Source organism: Longispora fulva (assembly GCF_015751905.1).
Taxonomy (GTDB): Bacteria; Actinomycetota; Actinomycetes; order Mycobacteriales; family Micromonosporaceae; genus Longispora; species Longispora fulva.
The window spans coordinates 5,725,364-5,743,581 of the sequence record NZ_JADOUF010000001.1; the positions used below are offsets into that span (position 1 = coordinate 5,725,364).

An 18,218-nucleotide genomic window follows, 5' to 3' on the forward strand; every position below is an offset into this window, starting at 1 on the left:
GCGGGCTCCCCGCCCCCACCGACCACCCCTGAGGACTGTCGATGAGAGTTACCCGTGTCGTTGTGGCCGCCCTGTGCTGCCTCACCGCCGTCGCGCTGACCGGCTGCGACGACCAGAAGACGCCCCGTGTGGCGCAGCCCGCCGTCACGCTCACCCCGCGAGCCGCCCCCTCTCCGGCTGCGACCCTGGCCAGCCCGCCCCCGGCGGGCAGCGTGGTGATGGAGAGCGGACCGTTCAACGACCGGGTGAAGATCACTGGACTTGTCCTGAACGGCGGGGTCAAGCCGACCGTGCACGGTCACCTCGCGGTGACCTCCGACATCAGCTACCTGCTCGCCCTGGACGTGCGCGCGGCGTTCTACGACGCCAGCGGCGCGCTGGTCTGCGTCGGCCACTTCGAGTACCACGAGGAGGAGGACCAGCCGGGCGGCCTGGCGGCTGAGCACGACGGGATCGACTTCACGGTCACGCCTCCGGTCGGGGCGGCTTCGGCGGCCACCAGCGCCGTGCTGGCCATTCCCGTGCTCGTCAACGAGTAGCTCACACCACGTCGAAGTTGGCCATCATCGCCATGTCCTCGTGTTCGAGGTTGTGGCAGTGCAGCATGTAGCGCCCCTTGTAGCCGGCGAAGCGGACCAGCACCTCCACCACCCCGTACGGCCGGATGTCCACGGTGTCCTTCCAGCCGCCGTCCGACTCCTCCGGCTTGCGCCCGGTCCGGCTCAGGACCTGGAACTGCGCCAGATGCACGTGCACCGGATGGTGGAAGTCGCTGGTGAACCGCCACAACTCGACGGTGTCAAGCTTCGGCGCCGCGAGCGAACCTGACGGGTCGTAGGGCTGACCGTTGATGGTCCAGCGCCCTCCCTGGAGCCGGAAGTCGAACTGCCGGGTGGCGACCGCGTCCTCCCGCCGGAGCACCGGGACGGACCCCAGGGTCGCGGGGACCGGCGAGGAGGCGTCCCGCTCCGCGCGGGCCACCCGGAAGCGGAGCACGTCGCGGGTCCGGCCGTCGCCGAGCGCGTTGGTCCAGGTCAGCTCGGTGCCGACCGGGTATCCGGAGAAGTCGACGACGACGTCGTAGCGTTCGCCGGGGGCGAGGGTGACCGCGTCCAGCCGGACCGGCGCGGCGAGCAGCCCGCCGTCGCTGCCGATCTGGGTGAGGGGCAGGCCGGTGAGCTGGTAGCGGCGCGCGTTGGAGCCGTTGATCAGGCGGAACCGGTACCGGGTGTTGGCCACGTCCAGAACCGGCCACGGCGCGCCGTTGACGAGGATGACGTCCCCGAAGACGCCGGACATGTAGTCGTCGGTGACTCCCGGGTTGGTCAGCGTGGAGTCCAGTTCCGGGTAGCGGAACTCGCCGTGCGCGTCGAAGGACCGGTCGCAGATCAGGAGTGGGATGTCCTTGTCGCCGGTGGGGAGGCCGAGGCGGTCCTCGTCGTTGTCGCCGACCAGGAACGCCCCGGCGAGCCCGCGCCACACCTGCGGAGCGCTGAAGTCCATCCGGTGGTCGTGGTACCAGAGCGTGGCGGCGCGCTGGGTCATCGGGTACACGTAGTCGCGGGTGCGGTCGTGGATCGTGTAGTCGGACGGCTTCATGGCCATTCCGGCGTGACGGGTGTGCACCGGGTAGCCGGCGGGGACGACCAGGTCGGTGGGGAAGCCGTCGGAGTCGGGGGGCGTGACGCCGCCGTGCAGGTGGGTGGACGTGGGGACGGGCAGCTCGTTGCGGACCGTGACGACGACTTTGCGGCCGGCCCGGGCGCGGAAGGTGGGGCCGGGGAAGGTGCCGTCGTACCCCCAGATGGTGGTTCTGCTGCCCGGCAGGATCTCGACCCTCGCGACCTTCTGCACCACCTCGTAGTAGTCGGTGGTGTCGTCGCGGCGGACGGTTCTCGCGACCTGCGGGATGGGCAGCGGCACCTTGAAGGCCGGCGGGACCGGTGCCGTGCTGGGCAGCGCCTGGCCGGTGCCGGCCCCGTCCGTGGCGCAGCCGGCCAGGGTCGCGATCCCGGCGGCCCCGGCCAGTCCGAGCAGCCCGCGCCGGCCGATCACGCGCCGGTCCACTTCGGACGGTAGCGGAAGGACCACACGGTCAGCACGGCCAACACCCCGAAGATCGACATTCCGAGGGGTACGTGCCCCTGGAGCACCCGGCCGTAGCCGAGTCCGATCTGGGTGACGATCAGGATCCACAGCCCGGCCGAGGCCGGCACCGGCCACCACGGGCCGCGTCCGGGGCGCACCAGCAACGCCGTGCACGGCACCAGCACCGTGGCGATCAGTGCGATCAGGATGGCGTTGGCACTGTGGATGCCCAGCAGCGCCACGTGCCCGCTGATGAAGCCGCCGGCCAGGGCCGCCTGGGTGAGGACCAGTGCCGCCAGGAGCAGGCACAGCACCCGGACCGGGTAGATCGGCCACCGCTGGCCGCGTCTGAGGGGGGAGGACATATGTTGATCATGGTCGCCGGCCTGGTCGGGCGCCATCCGTTATTCCCCGGACCGGCCCCCTAGGGGAAGCCGCCCGCCGGTCCGGCGACGAACCGGGACTATCCCCAGCCCTCGCGGGCCGCGTACCAGCCGAGTTGGATTCTGGTCTGGACGCCCGCCAGCTCCATCAGGAAGTGCACCCGGCGCTGGACGGTGCGCATCGACATCCCCAGGTGCACCGAGATCGACCGGTCGGTGAGGCCGGCGAGCATCAGGGACAGGATCCGGGCGTCGTCGGGGGCCAGCGCCGCGCTGTCGGTGGGCCGCAGCGGCCGGGCCCGGGCCCAGGTGCCCTCGAACAACGCGATCAGGGCCTCCAGTAGCCCGCTGGCGTGCAGCATCACGGCCCCGGGCTCGCCGTGCTCGGACCTAGCTGGCTCAGTGGCGGGCAGCGACACGAGGGCCAGCTCCCGGTCGGCCATGATGAGCTTGACCGGCAGCTTCTCGACAACCCGGATCTCCTCGCCTGCCGCTACGGATGCCAAGGCCGCTTCAGCCGTGCCGGGTTCATCAAGTGCCGCTCGTTCGATCACCACCCGATAGCGGACACCTTTTGCGACCAATTTGTCCTCGGCGGCGTTCTCCTCGCGGGGCACGGCCACCGGCCGGGAGGTGACGAAGGCGCGGACCTCCTCGCGGGCCGAGCGCTGGATCTGGTCGAACCGGTGCCGGACGCCGTCCACGCCCGTGATGACCTCGATCAGGTCGCTGATCGCCCGGCCGGCCACGGCGCGCCGGTGCTCCTCGGCGAGGGTCGCGACCGCCAGCTCCGCCCGGCGCAGGTCGTCGTGCCGCTGGCCGAGCAGGGTGCCGAGCGCGACGGTCGGGGGCGCGGCGACGAACCGGTCCCGGTCGCCGCCGGAGCGGGCGGCCAGTCCCCGGGCCGCGAGGGTCTCCAGGGCGTGCATGATCTCGGCTGTACCCCGGCCGAGCAGCTCAGCGAGGTGCGGGGCGGTGGCGGAGGGCAGGGCGACCAGGCCCCGGTACGTGTCCTCCGCCAGGGCGTCGAGCCCCAGTACGCCCAGCGGGGTCGTCACCTGGCGAGTATGAGTCAGGGCGTAAATACGTCACAAGCAGTGTGTTCAGATTGTGACGCCTAAGTGCCAGGGTTACGCGCCTGGGCACCGGCGGGCGGGCGTCAGGTGAGCAAGCAGTCTACCCATACCCCCCAGGGGGTATGGGTAGACTGGACGGTATGACCACCCCGACCCGCGGCTACACCGCCACCAAGGATCAGCTCCTCGCCCGGCTCCGGCGGATCGAGGGCCAGGTGCGCGGGATCGAGAAGATGGTCGAGGAGGACCGGTACTGCATCGACGTCCTCACCCAGATCTCCGCCATCCAGGCCGCCCTCGACAAGGTCGGCCTGGGCCTGCTCGACGGCCACGCCCGGCACTGCATGCACGAGGGCGCGACGGAGGGCAAGGCCGAGGAGATGGCCGACGAGATGCTCTCCGCCGTCGCCCGGCTCATGCGGCGCGGCTGACGCCGGCCGGATGAGCCGGAACGACGGCTTCGCGGCGTGCGCTTCGCGCGACGCCGCGCGACATCACGGCCTGGTAAGGGCCGCCACCGGGTAGTTCGGGGTGAGGCTCGGCAGCTGCCCGCCGGTGAGGCTCCGCACCGCCGGAGGCCTCTCCAGCTGGTACGGCGGGATGTCGAACGTCCCGCTCACGTCGATCACCAGGTGCGTGTTCCCGGCGTGGTTGTACACGTTGAACCGGTTGTCCGTCCCGAGCAGGGTGATCGTGGCATTCGGCACGGTCTGCCCGCGGGCCGGGTTGAGGTTACTGGCGGTGGGCCGCTCCGGCAGCCCGGTGCGCCACAGGGTCAGGAAGGTGTTGTCGGTCGGGGTGACCCCCGTGACGTTGAGCCCGACGGCGACAGTCTTCGGTCCGGCGATCGCGCCCGGCACCTCGATGGGCGTGATGGACTGCGGGCCGAGGACGTGCGCGCCCTGACCCTCGCGGGTGTCCGCGATCCGGGTCGGCGTCAACGGGTTGAACCGTAGGCCGGTCTCCAGGCTGCCGCTGACGTACACGCCCACGATGTCCACCACGATGTGGGTGGTGGAGGTGAGGTGGTTGTACACCGAGAAGGACATGAACTCGGAGCAGTTCTGCAGCGGGCAGGGCATCACCGGGACGACGGCCAGGTTCGGCACGATCGTGTGCGGCGCGAAGTTCAGGGTCGAGGACTCCGGCGGGAGGTTGTTCCCGTTCCACGCGGTGAAGAAGCCCGGGCCCGTCGGGTCCACGGCCGTGATGTTCACCGCGACCGCCCGGATGTCGGGGGTCAGTCCGGTGTAGCCGAGCGGGATGGTGACCCAGTCGCCGCCGCCGAGCGGGCCGTAGCCCCACTCGCGGGAGTCCAGCAGCCGCTGCACCTTGACCGGGACGTACTCGTTCCCCAGGCCCCGGTTGTTGAGCACCTCGTTGTTCGCGGCGTAGAAGCCGACGACGTCGACGATGACGTGGGTGTTGCCGCCGTGGTTGTAGATCGACACCTGGCCGCCGTCGCCGACCCGGACGGTGACCGAGTTGGCACCGGTCCATCCGGCCGGGAAGTTGAGGTTGGACGCGGTCGGGCGGCCGACCCCCTTCGGGTAGACGGTGAGGAAGCTCGCGGAGGTGCCCTCGGTGACGGTCACGTTCAGCACGACGGAGGACACGCCACTCGACGGGATGTTCCCCCGGCCGGTGACCTGGAGGTTCAGCGTCGCGCCGGCCCCGACCTTGGCGGCGGGGGCGCCGTTGCCGGAGCGGGTGTCCAGGATCCGCGCGGAGTCCACCGGGTAGTAGGTGCCCTCGGCGCCGATGATGCCGTAGCCGTGCAGATCCACGGCCCTGCGGGTCCCGGCGGTGTCGTCGGGCATCGTCAGGGTGGCGGTCTGGTCGCCCTTGGCGGTGGGGTGTGCGGCGACGCTCACCGTGCAGCTCTTGCCGACGGCGAACACGTGGCCGGAACAGGTGTCGGACTTGATGCGGAAGGCTCCCGGCGCGGAGCCGGCGAAGGCCGCCTGGCCGAAGGTCACTGGCCCGGTGCCCCCGACCGTGAAGGTCACGTCCTTTGCCGGGGCGTCCCGGCCGATGTCGGTGCCGTCCCAGCCGAGGAACTTGGTGCTGCTCCGGGCGAGCTTGTAGCCCACGCTGGAGTTCCACCGCAGCTCGCCGGACATGCCCTTGCAGTTGGGGAACCGGTAGGACGCGGCGAAGACCGTGATGTCCCCGGCCTGGTTGCGCTGCACCTCGTGGATCGTCAGGGTCCCGGGCAGCTCGTTGTCCATGCACGCCTGGCCGTCGATCCCGTTGTCCAGACCGGCGTGGGTCGCGTCGGCGAACCGGGTCGTCGGGAACGTGCCGGGCACCAGCGCGGTGCCGGTCGGCGGCGTGATCCAGAGGTAGAGGTTTCCGCCGCCCTGGCCGTACGCGTACGTGCTGACGCCGTCGGTGCCGTAGCGGGAGAAGTTGATGTCCGACTCGAACGTGTAGTCGTGCCAGGTGCTCTCGACGGCCAGCACGTTGTAGGGCGCGCTGGGCGCCGCCTGAGCTGCCGTTCCGGTGGTCAGTGACGCGCCCAGGACAAGGGCCGCCAGGGCAAACATGCGCAATCCGCGCATTTGCACTCCCCGTGAAGTACTATGAAGGGTTTTGAAAAATCACGGTAACCGCGCGTTCTTCAGTGACGCAAGTGGATAGCCGACAGACGCTCAGTCGCCCGGCGACAACGCCACCCACAACGACAGGCCCGCGAGGACCGCGCACAGTGGGGAGTAGATGCGCAGGTCGAGCGCGTTGAACTCCGGCATCGAGGAGCCGCGCACCCCCGCCCCGACGAGCCCGCCGACGCCGCGCAGGCCGAGGACGGCCGCGACGGTGAAGGCTCCCGCCGCGTACACCCATCGGGGTCCGATCTCGGGGACCAGGCCCGCGCGGGCCGCGACCACGTAGCCCGCGACGGCGATCAGGCCGGCCACCAGCCCGGTGAGCGCGCCGGACGGCGTGCGGTCCTCGGGGACGCCGACGACGAGCCTCGCGAAGTCCGCGCGGGTGGCCAGCGGCCACGGCGAGAAGATCCAGATCACGTGCAGGGCCGAGATGAGCGCCAATGTCACGGCCGCGACGCCCGCTGCGATTCTCATCGGGTACTCCGATCCATACAGTTGTGTACGGAAGACCATACAGTACTGTATGTTGTATGCCGAAACCCCGACTGACCAGGGAAGACTGGACCCGGGCCGCCCTGGCTGCGATGTCGCGGGGCGGTCCAGCTGCGGTGGCCGTCGACCCGCTGGCCAAGATCCTCGGCGCGACCAGGGGCAGCTTCTACTGGCACTTCACCGACCGCGAGGCCCTCCTGGTCGCCGCCCTCGAACTGTGGGAACAGGTCGCCACCGAGGACCTGATCGCGGTGATGGAGAAGATCCGCAACCCGCTCGACCGGCTCCGCACCCTGCTGCACGAGGCCCTCCGGGACCGCCGGCCGAACGACGTCCACCTGGAGCCGGCGATCGTCGCGCACGCCCACGACCCGGTCGTCGCCCCGGTGCTGCGCCGGGTCACCGAGCGGCGGATCGGCTATCTCACGGAGTGCTACCGGCAGCTCGGCATGGCCCCGGACGCGGCCCGCCGGCAGGGCGTCGTGGCGTACGCGACATATCTGGGCTGGGTCGAACTGCGGGCCGCCGCGCCGGACATCGTCCCGGAGGTCACCAGGGACGCCTCCGCCATGGATCACCTTCTTGGTCAATTGACGCCGAAGACGGGCAATGACCACCTAGCGTGACCATATGAAGAAATGGGTGATCGCCCTCATCATCGGTCTGGTGGTCCTGCTGATCTGCTGCGGGGTCGGCCTCTTCGTGTTCTACAAGTTCTTCGACAAGGCGACCGCCACCCGCAGCGCGTACGACAGCGTCCAGGAGGGGGAGTCGCGCTCGGACGCCGAGAACGCGATGGGCAGCAGCGGGCTGCCGTCCGACCAGACGAAGAACCCGCCGTCGGGTACCGAGTGCCGGATGTGGATCAACCGCGACACCGCCAAGGAGGGCTTCGAGCTCTGCTACACCGACGGCCGGGTGAGCACGAAGACGACGTTCGCCGTGAACTGACCCCCGCCGGTGGCAACGCGGTTGCCGCTCCGGGGCATCGGCGGGGATGATCTTCGGGTGGATCTCACCGAGCAGCGCGTCACCTGGGCGGAGCTCTTCCTCGACCTGGTCTGGGTCTTCGCCGTCACCCAGATCGCGGGGGTGCTCGCCACCGCCGCCGGCCCGCTGGACATCGTCCGGGCCCTCCTGCTCCTCGCCCCACTGTGGTGGGGCTGGGTCGGCGTCACCCTGCTCGGCAACCTCACCGGCGCCCGGCTCGACGGGGCCCGCGGCCGGCTGACCCTGTTCGCGCTGGCCGGGTGCGGGCTGGGCATGGCCATCGCCGCCCCGCACGGCTTCAGCCGGTGGGGCGGCCTGGCCCTCGTCGGGTTCTACACGCTGCTCCGGCTGCTGCTCTGGCTCGCCGCCGTCCCGATCGTCGGCGCGCGGCACCTCGACCCGTTCTCGGTCACCCTGCTGGTGACCTGCCCCCTGTACCTGGTCGGCGCCCTCCTCGACGGGCCGTGGCGGCTCGGGGTCTGGTTCCTGGCGGCGTTCGTCGGGCCGTTCGTTTTCCGGCCCAAGGTCAAGGGCCACCGGTTCGAGGCCTCGCACCTGCCCGAGCGGTTCGGGCTGTTCGTGATCATCGCGCTGGGCGAGAGCGTCGTGGCGATCGGCGGGCAGGCCACCGGGAAGCTCTCCGACTGGGCGACGATCCCCCTTGCCCTGGTCACGATCGTGGGACTGTGGTGGACGTACTTCCACTACGGCGCGCCCGCCGTCCGGCACGCGTTGGAGACCGACCCGGTCCAGGCCAGGATCGTGCGCCAGGTGTTCAGCGTCGCGCACTTCGGGTACGTGTTCGCGATCATCCTCATCGCCGTCGGGCTGAAGAAGACGGTCGGACACCCGTTCGACCTGCCGCACAAGCCGGCCGAACTCATGCTCGCGCCCGGGGTGGCGCTCTATCTCGCCGGGTTCTGCTACGCCCGGTGGCGGATGTTCGGCGCGGCCCTGTGGCCCCGGCTCGGCGGCGCGCTCGCGGGCGTCGCACTCGCGTTCGCGGCGCCGTTCCTGCCGCAGATTCTCACGGCGGGCCTGGTCACGGCGGTGCTGCTCGCCGTGAACGGGATCGAGGCCTGGGTCGTCGAGACTGGCCGAACGCTGCCGGTGGTGGCTCTGCGACGCGGATAATGTCGCGTATGCGGGGAGTCGGGGTGTGGGCCGTCGGGGTCACCGGCGTCCTGCAGACCGGCGGCTGGATCGCCGACGAGATCCCGGCGGCACTCAGCCTGCCCCGCCCGCCGTCCTGGGTGTGGGCCATGCTCTGCCTGGTCAACGCCGTGCTGGTGTTCGCGCCGGCGGAGCTGCTGTCCCAGCGCGGCCGGAACCCCGCCGCCCGGATGGCCGGCCAGATCTGGGCGACGGCGGCGGTGGCGCTGGCGTTGATGGGGCTGGCCCGGCTCGTACCCATCCCGCACGACGAACTTTCCCTCGGCTCCCTGGCCGTGCTCACCGGCCTGGTGGCCGTCGGAGTACGGGTGTTCCGGGGGTGGCAGCGGCCCGCCGGCCGGCCCAGCGGCTGGGCCGTCGCGGTCGGGCTCGCCTGCCTGCTGCCCTGGCTGGTGTTCGGCGCGCTCGGCGGGCGGCTGGAGACGGCGATGGCGGTCCTCGCCGGCATCGCGGCCGGCGCGCTGGCCCGCTCGGTGCTCGACGGCCGGTTCTGGGCGGCGTTCGGCGGCGACCGGTTCCTCGCCGGCTCCGTCGCCGGAGTGGCGCTGTGCGTCCTGGCCGCCGGGATCGGCGCGTTCGGCATCAACCTCTTCGAACTCCTGCTCCTGCCGCCGTTGGGCTACGTGGCGGCCCGGCTGCGGCACACCTGGCTGCTGGTCGCGATCGCCGCCCTGGGGCCGCTGGCCTTCGTGGACCCCGAGGAGATGAACTTCGTCCTCGGCTTCTCCGACGTGCTGTTCTACGGGGTGGTCTCCGCGCTGTGCTCCGGGGCCATCGCCGCGGTGGCCGGGTTCGTGCTGCCCGGGACCCTGCGGCGCGGGTTCGCGGCGGCGCTGGTGATGACCGTGGTGGCCGGGTCGGCGTACGCGCTGCTCGGCAGCCCCGACTTCTACGGCAACCGACTCTTCGTGATCATGAAAGCCCAGGCGGCCGTGCAGGGCCTCGCCGGGCCGGTCGAGGTGCACCGCAAGCTCGTCGACACCGCGGAGACCAGCCAGGCGGACCTCCGCGAGCTGCTGACCAGCAAACACATCCCCTTCACCCCGTACTACCTGGTCAACGCCATCGAGCTCGACGGCGGCCCGGTGCTCCGCCTCCGGCTGGCCGCCCGCGCGGACGTCGACCGGGTCCTGATCAGCCAGCGGCTCCGCCCGATCAAGGAACGCGGCGAGCCCGACACCGGCACCCCCGGCCCGCTGACCGGCCCCACCTGGGACATCCGGAGCATCGGGGCCGACCGGGTCTGGCAGGACCTCGGGGTACGCGGCGCCGGCACCCTGGTCGGGCACGTCGATACCGGGGCCGACGGGCACCACCCGGCGCTCGCGGGGGGCTTCCGGGGCGGGGCCGACTCGTGGTTCGACCCCTGGTACCACTCCGGCGAGCCCCAGGACCTCGACGGCCACGGGACGGGCACCGCGAGCCTCGCCGTCGGCCGGGGCGGGGTCGGCGTGGCCCCCGACGCGCAGTGGATCGGCTGCTCGAACACCGCGCGGAACATGGCGAGCCCCGGGCTGCACCTGGACTGCCTGCAGTTCGTGTTCGCGCCGTTCCCGGCGGGCGGGGATCCGTTCAGGGACGGCGACCCGACCCGCGGGGCCCGGATCCTGACCAACTCGTGGGACTGCACCGACGAGGAGGGCTGCGACGCCCAGTCGCTGTACCCGGCTGCCAGAGCCCTGGAGGCCGCCGGCGTGTTCGTGGCGGCGGCAGCCGGCAACTCTGGGCCGTTCTGCCGGAGCATCACTGAGCCACTGGCCACGTATCCGCAGGTCACCACCGTGGGGGCCACGAACAAGGATGACCAGATCGCGTCGTACTCCAGCCGGGGCCCGGTCGGCCCGCTCGTGAAGCCCGACATCCTGGCCCCGGGGACCGACGTCGTCCTGGCCCGGCCGGGCGGCGGCTATGGCACGGCGTTCGGCACCTCGATGTCGACGCCGCTGGTGGCCGGGGTGGTGGCCCTGATGTGGTCGGCGAACCCGGCCCTGGTCGGGGACCTGGCCAGGACCCGGTCGATCCTGGCGCTGACCGCCCGGCCCACGGTGAAGATCCCGCCGTCGCACCACCTGTTCGAGCAGAGGAACTGCGGCAAAGTCGGCAATCCGGGCATCGTCGACGCGTATGCAGCGGTGTCGATGGCCCAAGGGCGGTCCTGACCCGGCGTGATCCACAACATGCCTGGTTGACAGTGGTGACGGCCCTCGGAACACTGACCATCAGTGACCGAGTGGGGAAAGTCCGGTGAGATTCCGGCGCTGACCCGCAACGGTAAGAGCCCGAGCACCCGCCGGTCACGTCGGTACACCCTCCCGTCGTGGTCTACGGGATGGCGCCCGGGGCCTCCGGGATCCATCATGGACCCGGACTGTAAAGGCCGAAATATGCGCAGATCCATGCTCCTGCCGGTCGCCGCCGTGGCCCTGAGCCTCGGGCTCGCCGCCCCGGCCCAGGCCGCCCCCACCGTCACCAAGGACGCCGCCCAGGCCGCCGCCGGCTGGCTGGCCACCCAGCTCAAGGACGGCGATCGCCTGCAGTCCTCCGGCTACGACGACGCCGGCCTGACCATCGACGCGGTCCTCGCGTTCGACGCGGTCGGCGTGGCCGGCGACGCCGCCGCCAAGGCCACCACGTGGCTGACCAAGCCCGACAGCGTCGCGAACTACGTCGGCGACGGCGTCAAGGAGTCCTACGCCGGCGCGCACGCCAAACTCGCGCTCCTCGCCCTGGCCCAGGGCCGCGACCCCGAGGCGGTCGGCGGTCGCAAGCTGTTCACCGAGCTGGCCGCACTCCAGGAGGAGTCGGGCCGCTACTCCGACAAGTCCGAGTACGGCAACTTCAGCAACACCTTCGGCCAGTCGTTCGCCGTGCTCGCCCTTCAGCGCACCCCGGCCAAGGCCCCGAAGAAAGCCGTGGACTTCCTGGTCGCCAGCCAGTGCGCCGACGGCGGGTTCCCGCAGGACTTCGCGCAGTCCACGTGCGTCAGCAGCGTCGACGCGACCGGCCTGGTCGTGCAGGCCCTGCTCGCCAGCGGGAAGTCGGCGGAAGCCACCAAGGCCCTCGACTGGCTGACCGGCCGGCAGCAGGCGGGCGGCGGGTTCACCTCCGGCGTCGCGGTGCCCGACAAGGACCACCCGGTCAACGCCAACAGCACCGGCAACGCCCTCGCAGCCCTGCGGGCCGGCGGCCGCACCGTTGCGGGGGACAAGGCCGCCGCGTACCTGACCGGTCTGCAGATCGGTTGTGCCGGGCCGGCCGACCAGCGCGGCGCGATCACGTTCGACGGCACGTTCACCGCCGGCAAGGCCCCCCGGGCCACGGCCGGCGCGCTGTTCAGCCTCGCCAAGGGCTCACTGGCCACGGTCAGCGACAAGGGCATCGCGGCCGGCGCCCCGAGCCTCGACTGCACCGTGCCGGCCACCTCCGCCCCGGCCACCGCCGGACCGCAGCTGCCCGTCACCGGCGCCCCGACCGGGCTTCTGGCCACGACCGGTGCCGCGCTGCTGGTCCTGGGCATGCTGGTCGTGACCCTGGCCCGGCGTCGGCGCTCGGCGTGACCCTCCGACGGCTCCTCGCCGCCGCGGCCTGTGCCGCGGCGGCGGTCGTCGTCCCAGCCGCCCCGGCACAGGCCGCCTGCTCGGGGGTGACCGTCGTCGTGGACTTCGGGTCGCTCGGCGGCGGCGTGCAGACCCGGTGCGCCGGCGGCGACCCGGGCACCGGCCTGGCGGCGCTGGACTCCGCCGGGTTCGGCTACACCTTCGTGCCCCGGCAACCCGGGCTGATCTGCCAGCTCAACAGCAGGCCCGACCCGTGCAACGGTGCGCCGAAGGACGCCTACTGGGCCTACTTCCACGCCCGTGCCGGCGGCTCGTGGACCTACAGCGACGAGGGCGCCGGTAGTTACGACCCGGCCCCGGGCAGCGTCGAGGGCTGGGCGTTCGGGGCCGGCCGGCAGCCCGGCATCGCGCCCCCGGCCGCCCCGGCTCCCCCGCCGCCCCCGGCCCCCGCCCCGCCCGCGCCGCAGACCCCGGGCCCGGGCCATCCGGAGCCGGAGAAAACCACGGCACCTGGCCCGCAGTCGGCCGCGCCGTCGGCGGCGACCGGCACGACGCCGGTTCCGGATTCCTCTTCGTTACGAGTGACCGAGGCCCCCACCGAGCCCGGCCGATCCCCGGTCGGGGCGGACCAGCGGCCGGAAGGGGCCACCAGCCTGCCCTGGCAGGGGGGTCTGCTTCTCGTGGCCGTGATCGCCGGGCTCGCGCTGTGGCAGGTCAAGCGGCGCCGTGCCGCCTAGGCTGCACCCGGGCGCGTGGTGGGTGTGGGCGCTGGCCCTCGGTACCGCCGCGAGCCGGACCACGAACCCGTGGCTGGGGGGCCTCGCCCTGGCGGTCGCGGGGTACGTGGTCGCCGCCCGGCGCTCGGCCGAGCCGTGGGCCGACTCGTACAAGGTGTTCCTCCGGTTCGGGCTGGTCGCGATCGCCTTCCGGCTCGGGTTCCACGCCCTCCTCGGCGGGTACGGCGGCACGCACGTCCTCGTCACCCTGCCCCGGATCCCGCTGCCCGACTGGGCGCACGGCATCCGCCTGGGCGGCCCGGTGACCGCCGAGGGCCTCGTCGCGTCGTTCTACGACGGGCTCCGGCTCGCCGTGCTCCTCGGCTGCATCGGGGCCGCGAATGCGCTGGCCAACCCGAAACGCCTGCTCCGCAGCCTGCCGGCCGCACTGTACGAGGTGAGCGTCGCCGTGGTCGTCGGCCTGACGGTCGCCCCGCAACTGGTCGCCAGCGTCCGGCAGGTCAGGCGGGCCCGGGCGCTGCGCGGGGACACGAAGCGCCGGGCGCGCGCGATCCTGGTCCCCGTCGTCACCGACGCCCTCGACCGGGCGCTGGCCCTGGCCGCGGCGATGGATTCCCGGGGCTACGGCCGGCGCGGCCCGGCACACCGGTTGACCGGCGCGTTGGTGCTGGTCGGTCTGCTCGGCGCGTGCCTCGGCCTGTACGCGCTCCTCGACGGCCGCAGCCCGGTCCTGGTCAGCGGCCCGATCCTGGCCCTCGGGCTGGCCCTCGCGGTCGGCGGGCTGGTGCTGGGCGGCCGACGGGTGACCCGCAGCCGGTACCGGCCGGACCGGTGGGGGTGGCGCGAGTGTGCCGTCGTCCTCAGTGGACTCCTGGCCGTGGCGGGTGTCTACCTCTTCCCCGCGGACCTCACCCCCGCCGTCGTGCCGCTGGCCGTGCCGGGGCTGCCGGCGTTACCCGCGCTCGGGGTGCTGTGCGCCCTGGCGCCCGCGTGGATCCGGAGTACCCGATGATCGAATTCGACGGTGTGAGCGTGACCTACCCGGACGCGCCAGGGCCGACACTGTGCGACGTGCGGCTGCACGTGCCCGAGGGCGAGTTGTGCCTGCTCGCCGGGCGGACCGGTTCGGGAAAGTCCACGCTGCTCAAGTGCGTCAACGGCCTCGTCCCGCACTTCACCGGCGGCACGCTGACCGGCACCGTGACCGTCGACGGCCGCGACACCCGCCTGCACCCGCCGCGCGAACTCGCCGACCTCGTCGGCTACGTCGGCCAGGACCCGGTCAGCGGTTTCGTCACCGACAACGTCGAGGACGAACTCGCCTACTCGATGGAGTCCCTCGGCCTGGCCAACCCGGTGATGCGCAAGCGGGTCGAGGAGACCATCGACCTGCTCGGCCTCGCCGACCTGCGGCACCGGCCGCTCGCCCAGCTGTCCGGCGGGCAGCAGCAGCGGGTCGCGATCGGGGCCGCGCTGACCGCCCACCCGCGGATCCTGGTGCTCGACGAGCCGACGTCGGCCCTCGACCCGGGCGCCGCCGAGGAGGTACTCGCGGCGCTGCACCGCCTCGTGCACGACCTCGGCGTGACCGTCCTGCTGGCCGAGCACCGCCTGGAACGGGTCGTGCAGTACGCCGACCGGGTCGTGCTGCTGCCGTCCGGGCTGGCCGGGACGCCCGGGGAGGTGCTGGCCGGCTCGGAGGTCGCGCCGCCGGTGGTCCGGCTGGGCGATGTCCTCGGCTGGGAGTCGCATCCCGTGTCGATCCGCGACGCCCGCCGGCTGGCGCGCGGAGCGGCCCTGCCCGCCGCCGGTGCCGCCAACTCCCCGGGCCCCGGTTCCGCTCAACCGCTCCTCACCGTGCGCGGCGCGGCCCTGCGCTACGGCTCCACCACCGCCCTGGCCGGCGTCGACCTCGCCGTCGCCCGGGGCGAGCGCCTGGCCGTCATGGGCCGCAACGGCGCCGGCAAGTCCAGCCTGCTCTGGGGGATCCAGGGCACCGGCGACCTCGACGCCGGCACGGTCACCGTCGACGGCGAACACCCCCGCGCGCTCCGGGCCGCCCACCGCCGCCGCCTCGCAGGCCTGGTCCCCCAGCAGCCCACCGACCTGCTGTATCTGGAGACCGTCGCCGCCGAGTGCGCCCAGGCCGACCTCGAGTCCGGGGCCCGGGCCGGAACCTGCCGCGCCATCCTCGACCGGCTCGCCCCGGGCCTGCGCGACGCGCTGCACCCCCGGGACGCCTCGGAAGGTCAACGACTTTCCCTGGTACTGGCCATCGCCCTCACCGCCAGCCCCGCCCTGCTCCTCCTCGACGAGCCGACCCGGGGCCTCGACCATCCGGGCAAGGCGGCCCTCGCGGCCCTTCTGGCCGACCTGTCCGCGCGGGGGCACGCCGTCATCGTGACAACCCACGACGTGGAGTTCGTCGCCGAGTACGCCACCCGGGTCGTCGTCCTCGCCGACGGCGAGGTCGTGGCGGACGGGCCGACGGCGGAGGTCGTGACGGCGTCCCCGGTGTTCGCCCCCCAGGTGTCGAAGATCCTGCCGGGTTACCTGACGGTCGAGGCCGTGGCGCGGGCCCTCGGCGAGGTCCGGCCGTGACCAGGCCACCGGGGGCCGCGCCGGATCTGCCGGCGCCACCGGTGTCCGGAGCCCCCGGCAGGGGCGGCGCCACCAGGCTCGTTCACCTACGGACCCGCTCCGTCCTCACCATCACCCTGGCCAGCCTCTTCGGCCTGGGTGCGGTCGGCTGGCCGCTGTTCATCAGCCCGCGCTCCACCCTCGCGCACGGCGTCGACGCCCCCTGGGTGTTCGCACTGATGCTGCCGCTGATCCTCGCGGTCGTCCTCGCCGAGATCAGCGAGGGCGGGATGGACGCGAAGGCCGTGGCCCTCCTCGGCGTGCTCTCCGCCGCCGGCGCGGCCCTGCGGCCCTTCGGTGCGGGCACCGCAGGGATCGAGACGGTGTTCTTCCTGCTCGTCCTGGGCGGCCGGGTGTTCGGGCCCGGCTTCGGCTTCGTGCTCGGCAGTACCACCCTGTTCACGTCCGCGCTGCTCACCGCGGGGGTCGGGCCGTGGCTGCCGTACCAGATGCTGGGTGCGGCCTGGTTCGGCCTCGGCGCGGGTCTCCTGCCCCGGCTGCGCGGCAGGCTCGAACCGGTCCTGCTCGCCGGCTACGCCGCGGTCGCCAGCCTCGGCTACGGCCTGGTGATGAACCTGTCGTTCTGGCCGTTCGGCACGGGCTCGGGCCTGAGCAGCATCGCGTACGTCCCGGGCGCCCCGGTCGGCGACAACCTGGTCCGCCTGGTCGGCTACATGCTGGCGACGTCCCTGGGCTGGGACGTGGGCCGCGCGCTCACCACGAGCGTCCTGGTCCTGGTCACGGCCCCGGTCATGCTCCGCACCCTGCGCCGCGCGGCCCGCCGCGCCACCTTCCCCATCCGCTGACGCCGGCAGCGCCCGGGCCGGCGGGCGTGGCCGCACCAGGCCGGACGGCGTTGTTCAGCCGCCCGCGACGGACGGCAGCACCTGCACCTCGGCCCCGTCCGGCACCGGCGTCTCCAACCCCGCCGGCTCCCCGTTGACATACACGTTCACATACCGCCGGATCGCACCCTGCTCATCGCGCACCCGCCGCTCCAGCAGCGGAAACTCCCGCCCGAGCGCGTCGAGCACCGCGCGCAGCTCCCCCGGCTCCCCCGCCAGCCGCGAGGCACCGCCCGCGTCGGCGCGCAGCACCCCGGGGAGCAGGATGGTCACGCCCACGACGCGGCCCGGACGACGAGCACGTCGGGGAGGTGCGACGCGACGAGGCCCCAGGTGTCGCCCTCGTCGGCGCTGCCGTAGACCTCGCCGTTGCGGGTGCCGAAGTAGACCCCGGCCGTGGGCGCGTCGTCGCAGCACATCGCGTCGCGCAGCACCGTGCCGTAATGGGCGGTCTCCGGCAGGCCAGCGCCGAGTTCGGACCAGGTCTGGCCCTCGTTCTCGGAGCGGTAGACCCGGGCCCGGTAGCCGACGGGCCAGCGTTTCGCATCGGCCTCCAGCGGGAAGTTGTAGATCACGCCGGGGCGGTGCGGGTGGTTGACCATCGCGAAGCCGAAGTCGCTGGGCAGACCCTCGGCGATGGACTGCCAGGTCGCGCCGGCGTCGTCGGACCGGTACACCCCGTGGTGGTTCTGGGCGAAGAACTGTTCCGGCCGGTCGGGGTGCCGGGACACCTTGTGCACGCACTGGCCGAACTCTGGCCACGGGTCGGGCAGGAAGTACGCCTTGATGCCGGTGTTGCTCGGAGCCCACGACGCGCCGCCGTCCCCGGTGCGGTACACCCCGCCGGTGGACATCGCGACCAGCATCGACGCCGGGTCGGTGGGGTGCGGGAGCACGGTGTGGATGGCCTGGCCGCCGAAGCCGGCGCCCCACTGGGGGCGGTGCGGGTGGTCCCACAGGGCCCGGACCAGCTCGAACGACCGGCCGCCGTCGGCCGACTTGAACAGCGCCGAGGGTTCGGTGCCGGCGAAGACGACGTCGGGTTCGGTGCCGGGGGTGAGCTGCCAGACCCGGCGCAGGGCCTCGCCGGTGTCGGCGGGGAACGCGATCGGCGCGGCGTCGGGTTCCTGCCAGGTCGCGCCGAGGTCGTCGCTGGTGGCCACGCTGGGCCCGAAGTGCGAGCTGTCGACGCCGACGAGCAGCCGGGGGCGGCCGGCCCTGGTGTCGATGGCGACCGAATACACCCCGGTCATGGGGAAGTGCGGGCCGGTGAGCTCCCAGGTGTGCCGGTCATCGCTCGTGGCGAGGAACAGCCCCTTCCCGGTACCGATCGCGAGGAGCACAGTCATCCGTCCAGTATCCGGCCGACTGTGGGGCCCCCGTCCCGTAGATTGAGAAACTTCACTGTCCATGACCTATCCGATCGGGCACGATCGGATAACGGTCCGGGAGTTTTTCCCGTGGGCCGTCGCAAGGGACATTAGGCGTGAGCCATCCATTCGGGACAGTTTCGCAAAGTGCCTGCTAGGCGGTGCTTAAATTTTCGGCCTTAACCATTCCCGTTCACACTGTTCGTGAATGGACTTTAGCGACCCTTAAGGTTCACTTGGGTTCCTCTTCATGCA

The 18,218-nt window shown here is 72.4% G+C and carries 18 protein-coding genes and 1 riboswitch; of the genes, 11 read left to right on the forward strand and 7 right to left on the reverse strand.

Going from position 1 to position 18,218, the window contains the following annotated elements; translation table 11 throughout:
• Positions 1–41 precede the first annotated feature (41 nt).
• Entirely contained in the window at positions 42–539 is a 498-nt protein-coding gene (locus tag IW245_RS25780; RefSeq protein ID WP_197005742.1) for a hypothetical protein, read from the forward strand.
• Between the two features lies 1 nt (position 540).
• Here IW245_RS25780 and IW245_RS25785 read toward each other — a convergent pair whose 3' ends face one another.
• The 3 genes from IW245_RS25785 to IW245_RS25795 all read right to left on the reverse strand — a co-directional run bounded on the left by IW245_RS25785 (position 541) and on the right by IW245_RS25795 (position 3,529).
• Positions 541–2,067 carry a multicopper oxidase family protein gene (locus tag IW245_RS25785; protein ID WP_197005743.1) on the reverse strand — a complete coding sequence of 509 codons (1,527 nt, stop codon included), beginning with the start codon at positions 2,065–2,067 and terminating at the stop codon, positions 541–543.
• Positions 2,052–2,453, reverse strand: coding sequence for a hypothetical protein (locus IW245_RS25790; RefSeq protein ID WP_197005744.1), 402 nt, complete (start codon positions 2,451–2,453; stop codon positions 2,052–2,054). The genes IW245_RS25785 and IW245_RS25790 overlap by 16 nt, the downstream gene beginning before the upstream one ends.
• A gap of 98 nt (positions 2,454–2,551) precedes the next feature.
• Positions 2,552–3,529: a helix-turn-helix domain-containing protein gene (locus tag IW245_RS25795; RefSeq protein WP_197005745.1), complete on the reverse strand. Its 978-nt coding sequence runs from the start codon at positions 3,527–3,529 to the stop codon at positions 2,552–2,554.
• Between the two features lie 158 nt (positions 3,530–3,687).
• Here IW245_RS25795 and IW245_RS25800 point away from each other — a divergent pair, with 158 nt between their 5' ends.
• Complete coding sequence (locus IW245_RS25800) at positions 3,688–3,978, forward strand: metal-sensitive transcriptional regulator (protein WP_197005746.1); 291 nt, start codon at positions 3,688–3,690, stop codon at positions 3,976–3,978.
• 63 nt (positions 3,979–4,041) lie between these two features.
• On the opposite strand, the gene IW245_RS25805 is transcribed toward IW245_RS25800, so the two are convergent.
• Together IW245_RS25805 and IW245_RS25810 are read right to left on the reverse strand one after the other, a co-directional pair.
• The gene (locus IW245_RS25805; RefSeq protein ID WP_197005747.1) at positions 4,042–6,111 is read right to left on the reverse strand and encodes a hypothetical protein; all 2,070 of its coding nucleotides are present in this window, start codon (positions 6,109–6,111) and stop codon (positions 4,042–4,044) included.
• A gap of 90 nt (positions 6,112–6,201) precedes the next feature.
• Positions 6,202–6,633, reverse strand: a complete 432-nt coding sequence (locus IW245_RS25810; protein WP_197005748.1) for a DUF3995 domain-containing protein — start codon at positions 6,631–6,633, stop codon at positions 6,202–6,204.
• A 56-nt stretch (positions 6,634–6,689) separates the two neighbouring features.
• Between IW245_RS25810 and IW245_RS25815 the strand changes: the two genes are divergently transcribed.
• The 9 genes from IW245_RS25815 (at position 6,690) to IW245_RS25855 (ending at position 16,554) form a co-directional block, all read left to right on the forward strand.
• Positions 6,690–7,277, forward strand: coding sequence for a TetR/AcrR family transcriptional regulator (locus tag IW245_RS25815; RefSeq protein ID WP_197005749.1), 588 nt, complete (start codon positions 6,690–6,692; stop codon positions 7,275–7,277).
• 4 nt (positions 7,278–7,281) lie between these two features.
• On the forward strand, positions 7,282–7,602 hold the full coding sequence (locus tag IW245_RS25820) for a hypothetical protein (RefSeq protein ID WP_197005750.1): 321 nt from the start codon (positions 7,282–7,284) through the stop codon (positions 7,600–7,602).
• 57 nt (positions 7,603–7,659) lie between these two features.
• The gene (locus IW245_RS25825; protein WP_197005751.1) at positions 7,660–8,775 is read left to right on the forward strand and encodes a low temperature requirement protein A; all 1,116 of its coding nucleotides are present in this window, start codon (positions 7,660–7,662) and stop codon (positions 8,773–8,775) included.
• Positions 8,776–8,783: 8 nt separating this feature from the next.
• Positions 8,784–10,973 carry a S8 family serine peptidase gene (locus tag IW245_RS25830; protein WP_231398937.1) on the forward strand — a complete coding sequence of 730 codons (2,190 nt, stop codon included), beginning with the start codon at positions 8,784–8,786 and terminating at the stop codon, positions 10,971–10,973.
• Between the two features lie 64 nt (positions 10,974–11,037).
• Positions 11,038–11,111: riboswitch (adenosylcobalamin-variant (AdoCbl-variant) riboswitch) on the forward strand.
• Between the two features lie 87 nt (positions 11,112–11,198).
• The gene (locus IW245_RS25835; protein WP_197005753.1) at positions 11,199–12,371 is read left to right on the forward strand and encodes a prenyltransferase/squalene oxidase repeat-containing protein; all 1,173 of its coding nucleotides are present in this window, start codon (positions 11,199–11,201) and stop codon (positions 12,369–12,371) included.
• Positions 12,368–13,108 carry a hypothetical protein gene (locus IW245_RS25840; protein WP_197005754.1) on the forward strand — a complete coding sequence of 247 codons (741 nt, stop codon included), beginning with the start codon at positions 12,368–12,370 and terminating at the stop codon, positions 13,106–13,108. The genes IW245_RS25835 and IW245_RS25840 overlap by 4 nt, the downstream gene beginning before the upstream one ends.
• Entirely contained in the window at positions 13,098–14,120 is a 1,023-nt protein-coding gene (locus tag IW245_RS25845; RefSeq protein WP_197005755.1) for a CbiQ family ECF transporter T component, read from the forward strand. The genes IW245_RS25840 and IW245_RS25845 overlap by 11 nt, the downstream gene beginning before the upstream one ends.
• Positions 14,117–15,709 carry an ABC transporter ATP-binding protein gene (locus IW245_RS25850; protein ID WP_197005756.1) on the forward strand — a complete coding sequence of 531 codons (1,593 nt, stop codon included), beginning with the start codon at positions 14,117–14,119 and terminating at the stop codon, positions 15,707–15,709. Before IW245_RS25845 ends, IW245_RS25850 begins: the two co-directional genes overlap by 4 nt.
• Positions 15,706–16,554: an ECF transporter S component gene (locus IW245_RS25855; protein WP_233472929.1), complete on the forward strand. Its 849-nt coding sequence runs from the start codon at positions 15,706–15,708 to the stop codon at positions 16,552–16,554. Before IW245_RS25850 ends, IW245_RS25855 begins: the two co-directional genes overlap by 4 nt.
• 54 nt (positions 16,555–16,608) lie before the next feature.
• Here the strand turns inward: IW245_RS25855 and IW245_RS25860 are convergent, their stop codons facing one another.
• Together IW245_RS25860 and IW245_RS25865 are read right to left on the reverse strand one after the other, a co-directional pair.
• Positions 16,609–16,866, reverse strand: a complete 258-nt coding sequence (locus IW245_RS25860; protein WP_233472930.1) for a MoaD/ThiS family protein — start codon at positions 16,864–16,866, stop codon at positions 16,609–16,611.
• Complete coding sequence (locus IW245_RS25865; RefSeq protein ID WP_197005758.1) at positions 16,863–17,942, reverse strand: sialidase family protein; 1,080 nt, start codon at positions 17,940–17,942, stop codon at positions 16,863–16,865. The genes IW245_RS25860 and IW245_RS25865 overlap by 4 nt, the downstream gene beginning before the upstream one ends.
• Positions 17,943–18,218: the final 276 nt, after the last annotated feature.

Bases quoted from the DNA above. Each gene is read 5' to 3' on its own strand.
- IW245_RS25790 (WP_197005744.1), bottom strand. From the start codon at position 2,453: ATGTCCTCCCCCCTCAGACGCGGCCAGCGGTGGCCGATCTACCCGGTC.
- IW245_RS25865 (WP_197005758.1), bottom strand. From the start codon at position 17,942: ATGACTGTGCTCCTCGCGATCGGTACCGGGAAGGGGCTGTTCCTCGCC.
- IW245_RS25850 (WP_197005756.1), top strand. From the start codon at position 14,117: ATGATCGAATTCGACGGTGTGAGCGTGACCTACCCGGACGCGCCAGGG.
- IW245_RS25805 (WP_197005747.1), bottom strand. From the start codon at position 6,111: ATGCGCGGATTGCGCATGTTTGCCCTGGCGGCCCTTGTCCTGGGCGCG.
- IW245_RS25800 (WP_197005746.1), top strand. From the start codon at position 3,688: ATGACCACCCCGACCCGCGGCTACACCGCCACCAAGGATCAGCTCCTC.
- IW245_RS25820 (WP_197005750.1), top strand. From the start codon at position 7,282: ATGAAGAAATGGGTGATCGCCCTCATCATCGGTCTGGTGGTCCTGCTG.
- IW245_RS25810 (WP_197005748.1), bottom strand. From the start codon at position 6,633: ATGAGAATCGCAGCGGGCGTCGCGGCCGTGACATTGGCGCTCATCTCG.
- IW245_RS25835 (WP_197005753.1), top strand. From the start codon at position 11,199: ATGCGCAGATCCATGCTCCTGCCGGTCGCCGCCGTGGCCCTGAGCCTC.
- IW245_RS25830 (WP_231398937.1), top strand. From the start codon at position 8,784: ATGCGGGGAGTCGGGGTGTGGGCCGTCGGGGTCACCGGCGTCCTGCAG.
- IW245_RS25815 (WP_197005749.1), top strand. From the start codon at position 6,690: ATGCCGAAACCCCGACTGACCAGGGAAGACTGGACCCGGGCCGCCCTG.
- IW245_RS25780 (WP_197005742.1), top strand. From the start codon at position 42: ATGAGAGTTACCCGTGTCGTTGTGGCCGCCCTGTGCTGCCTCACCGCC.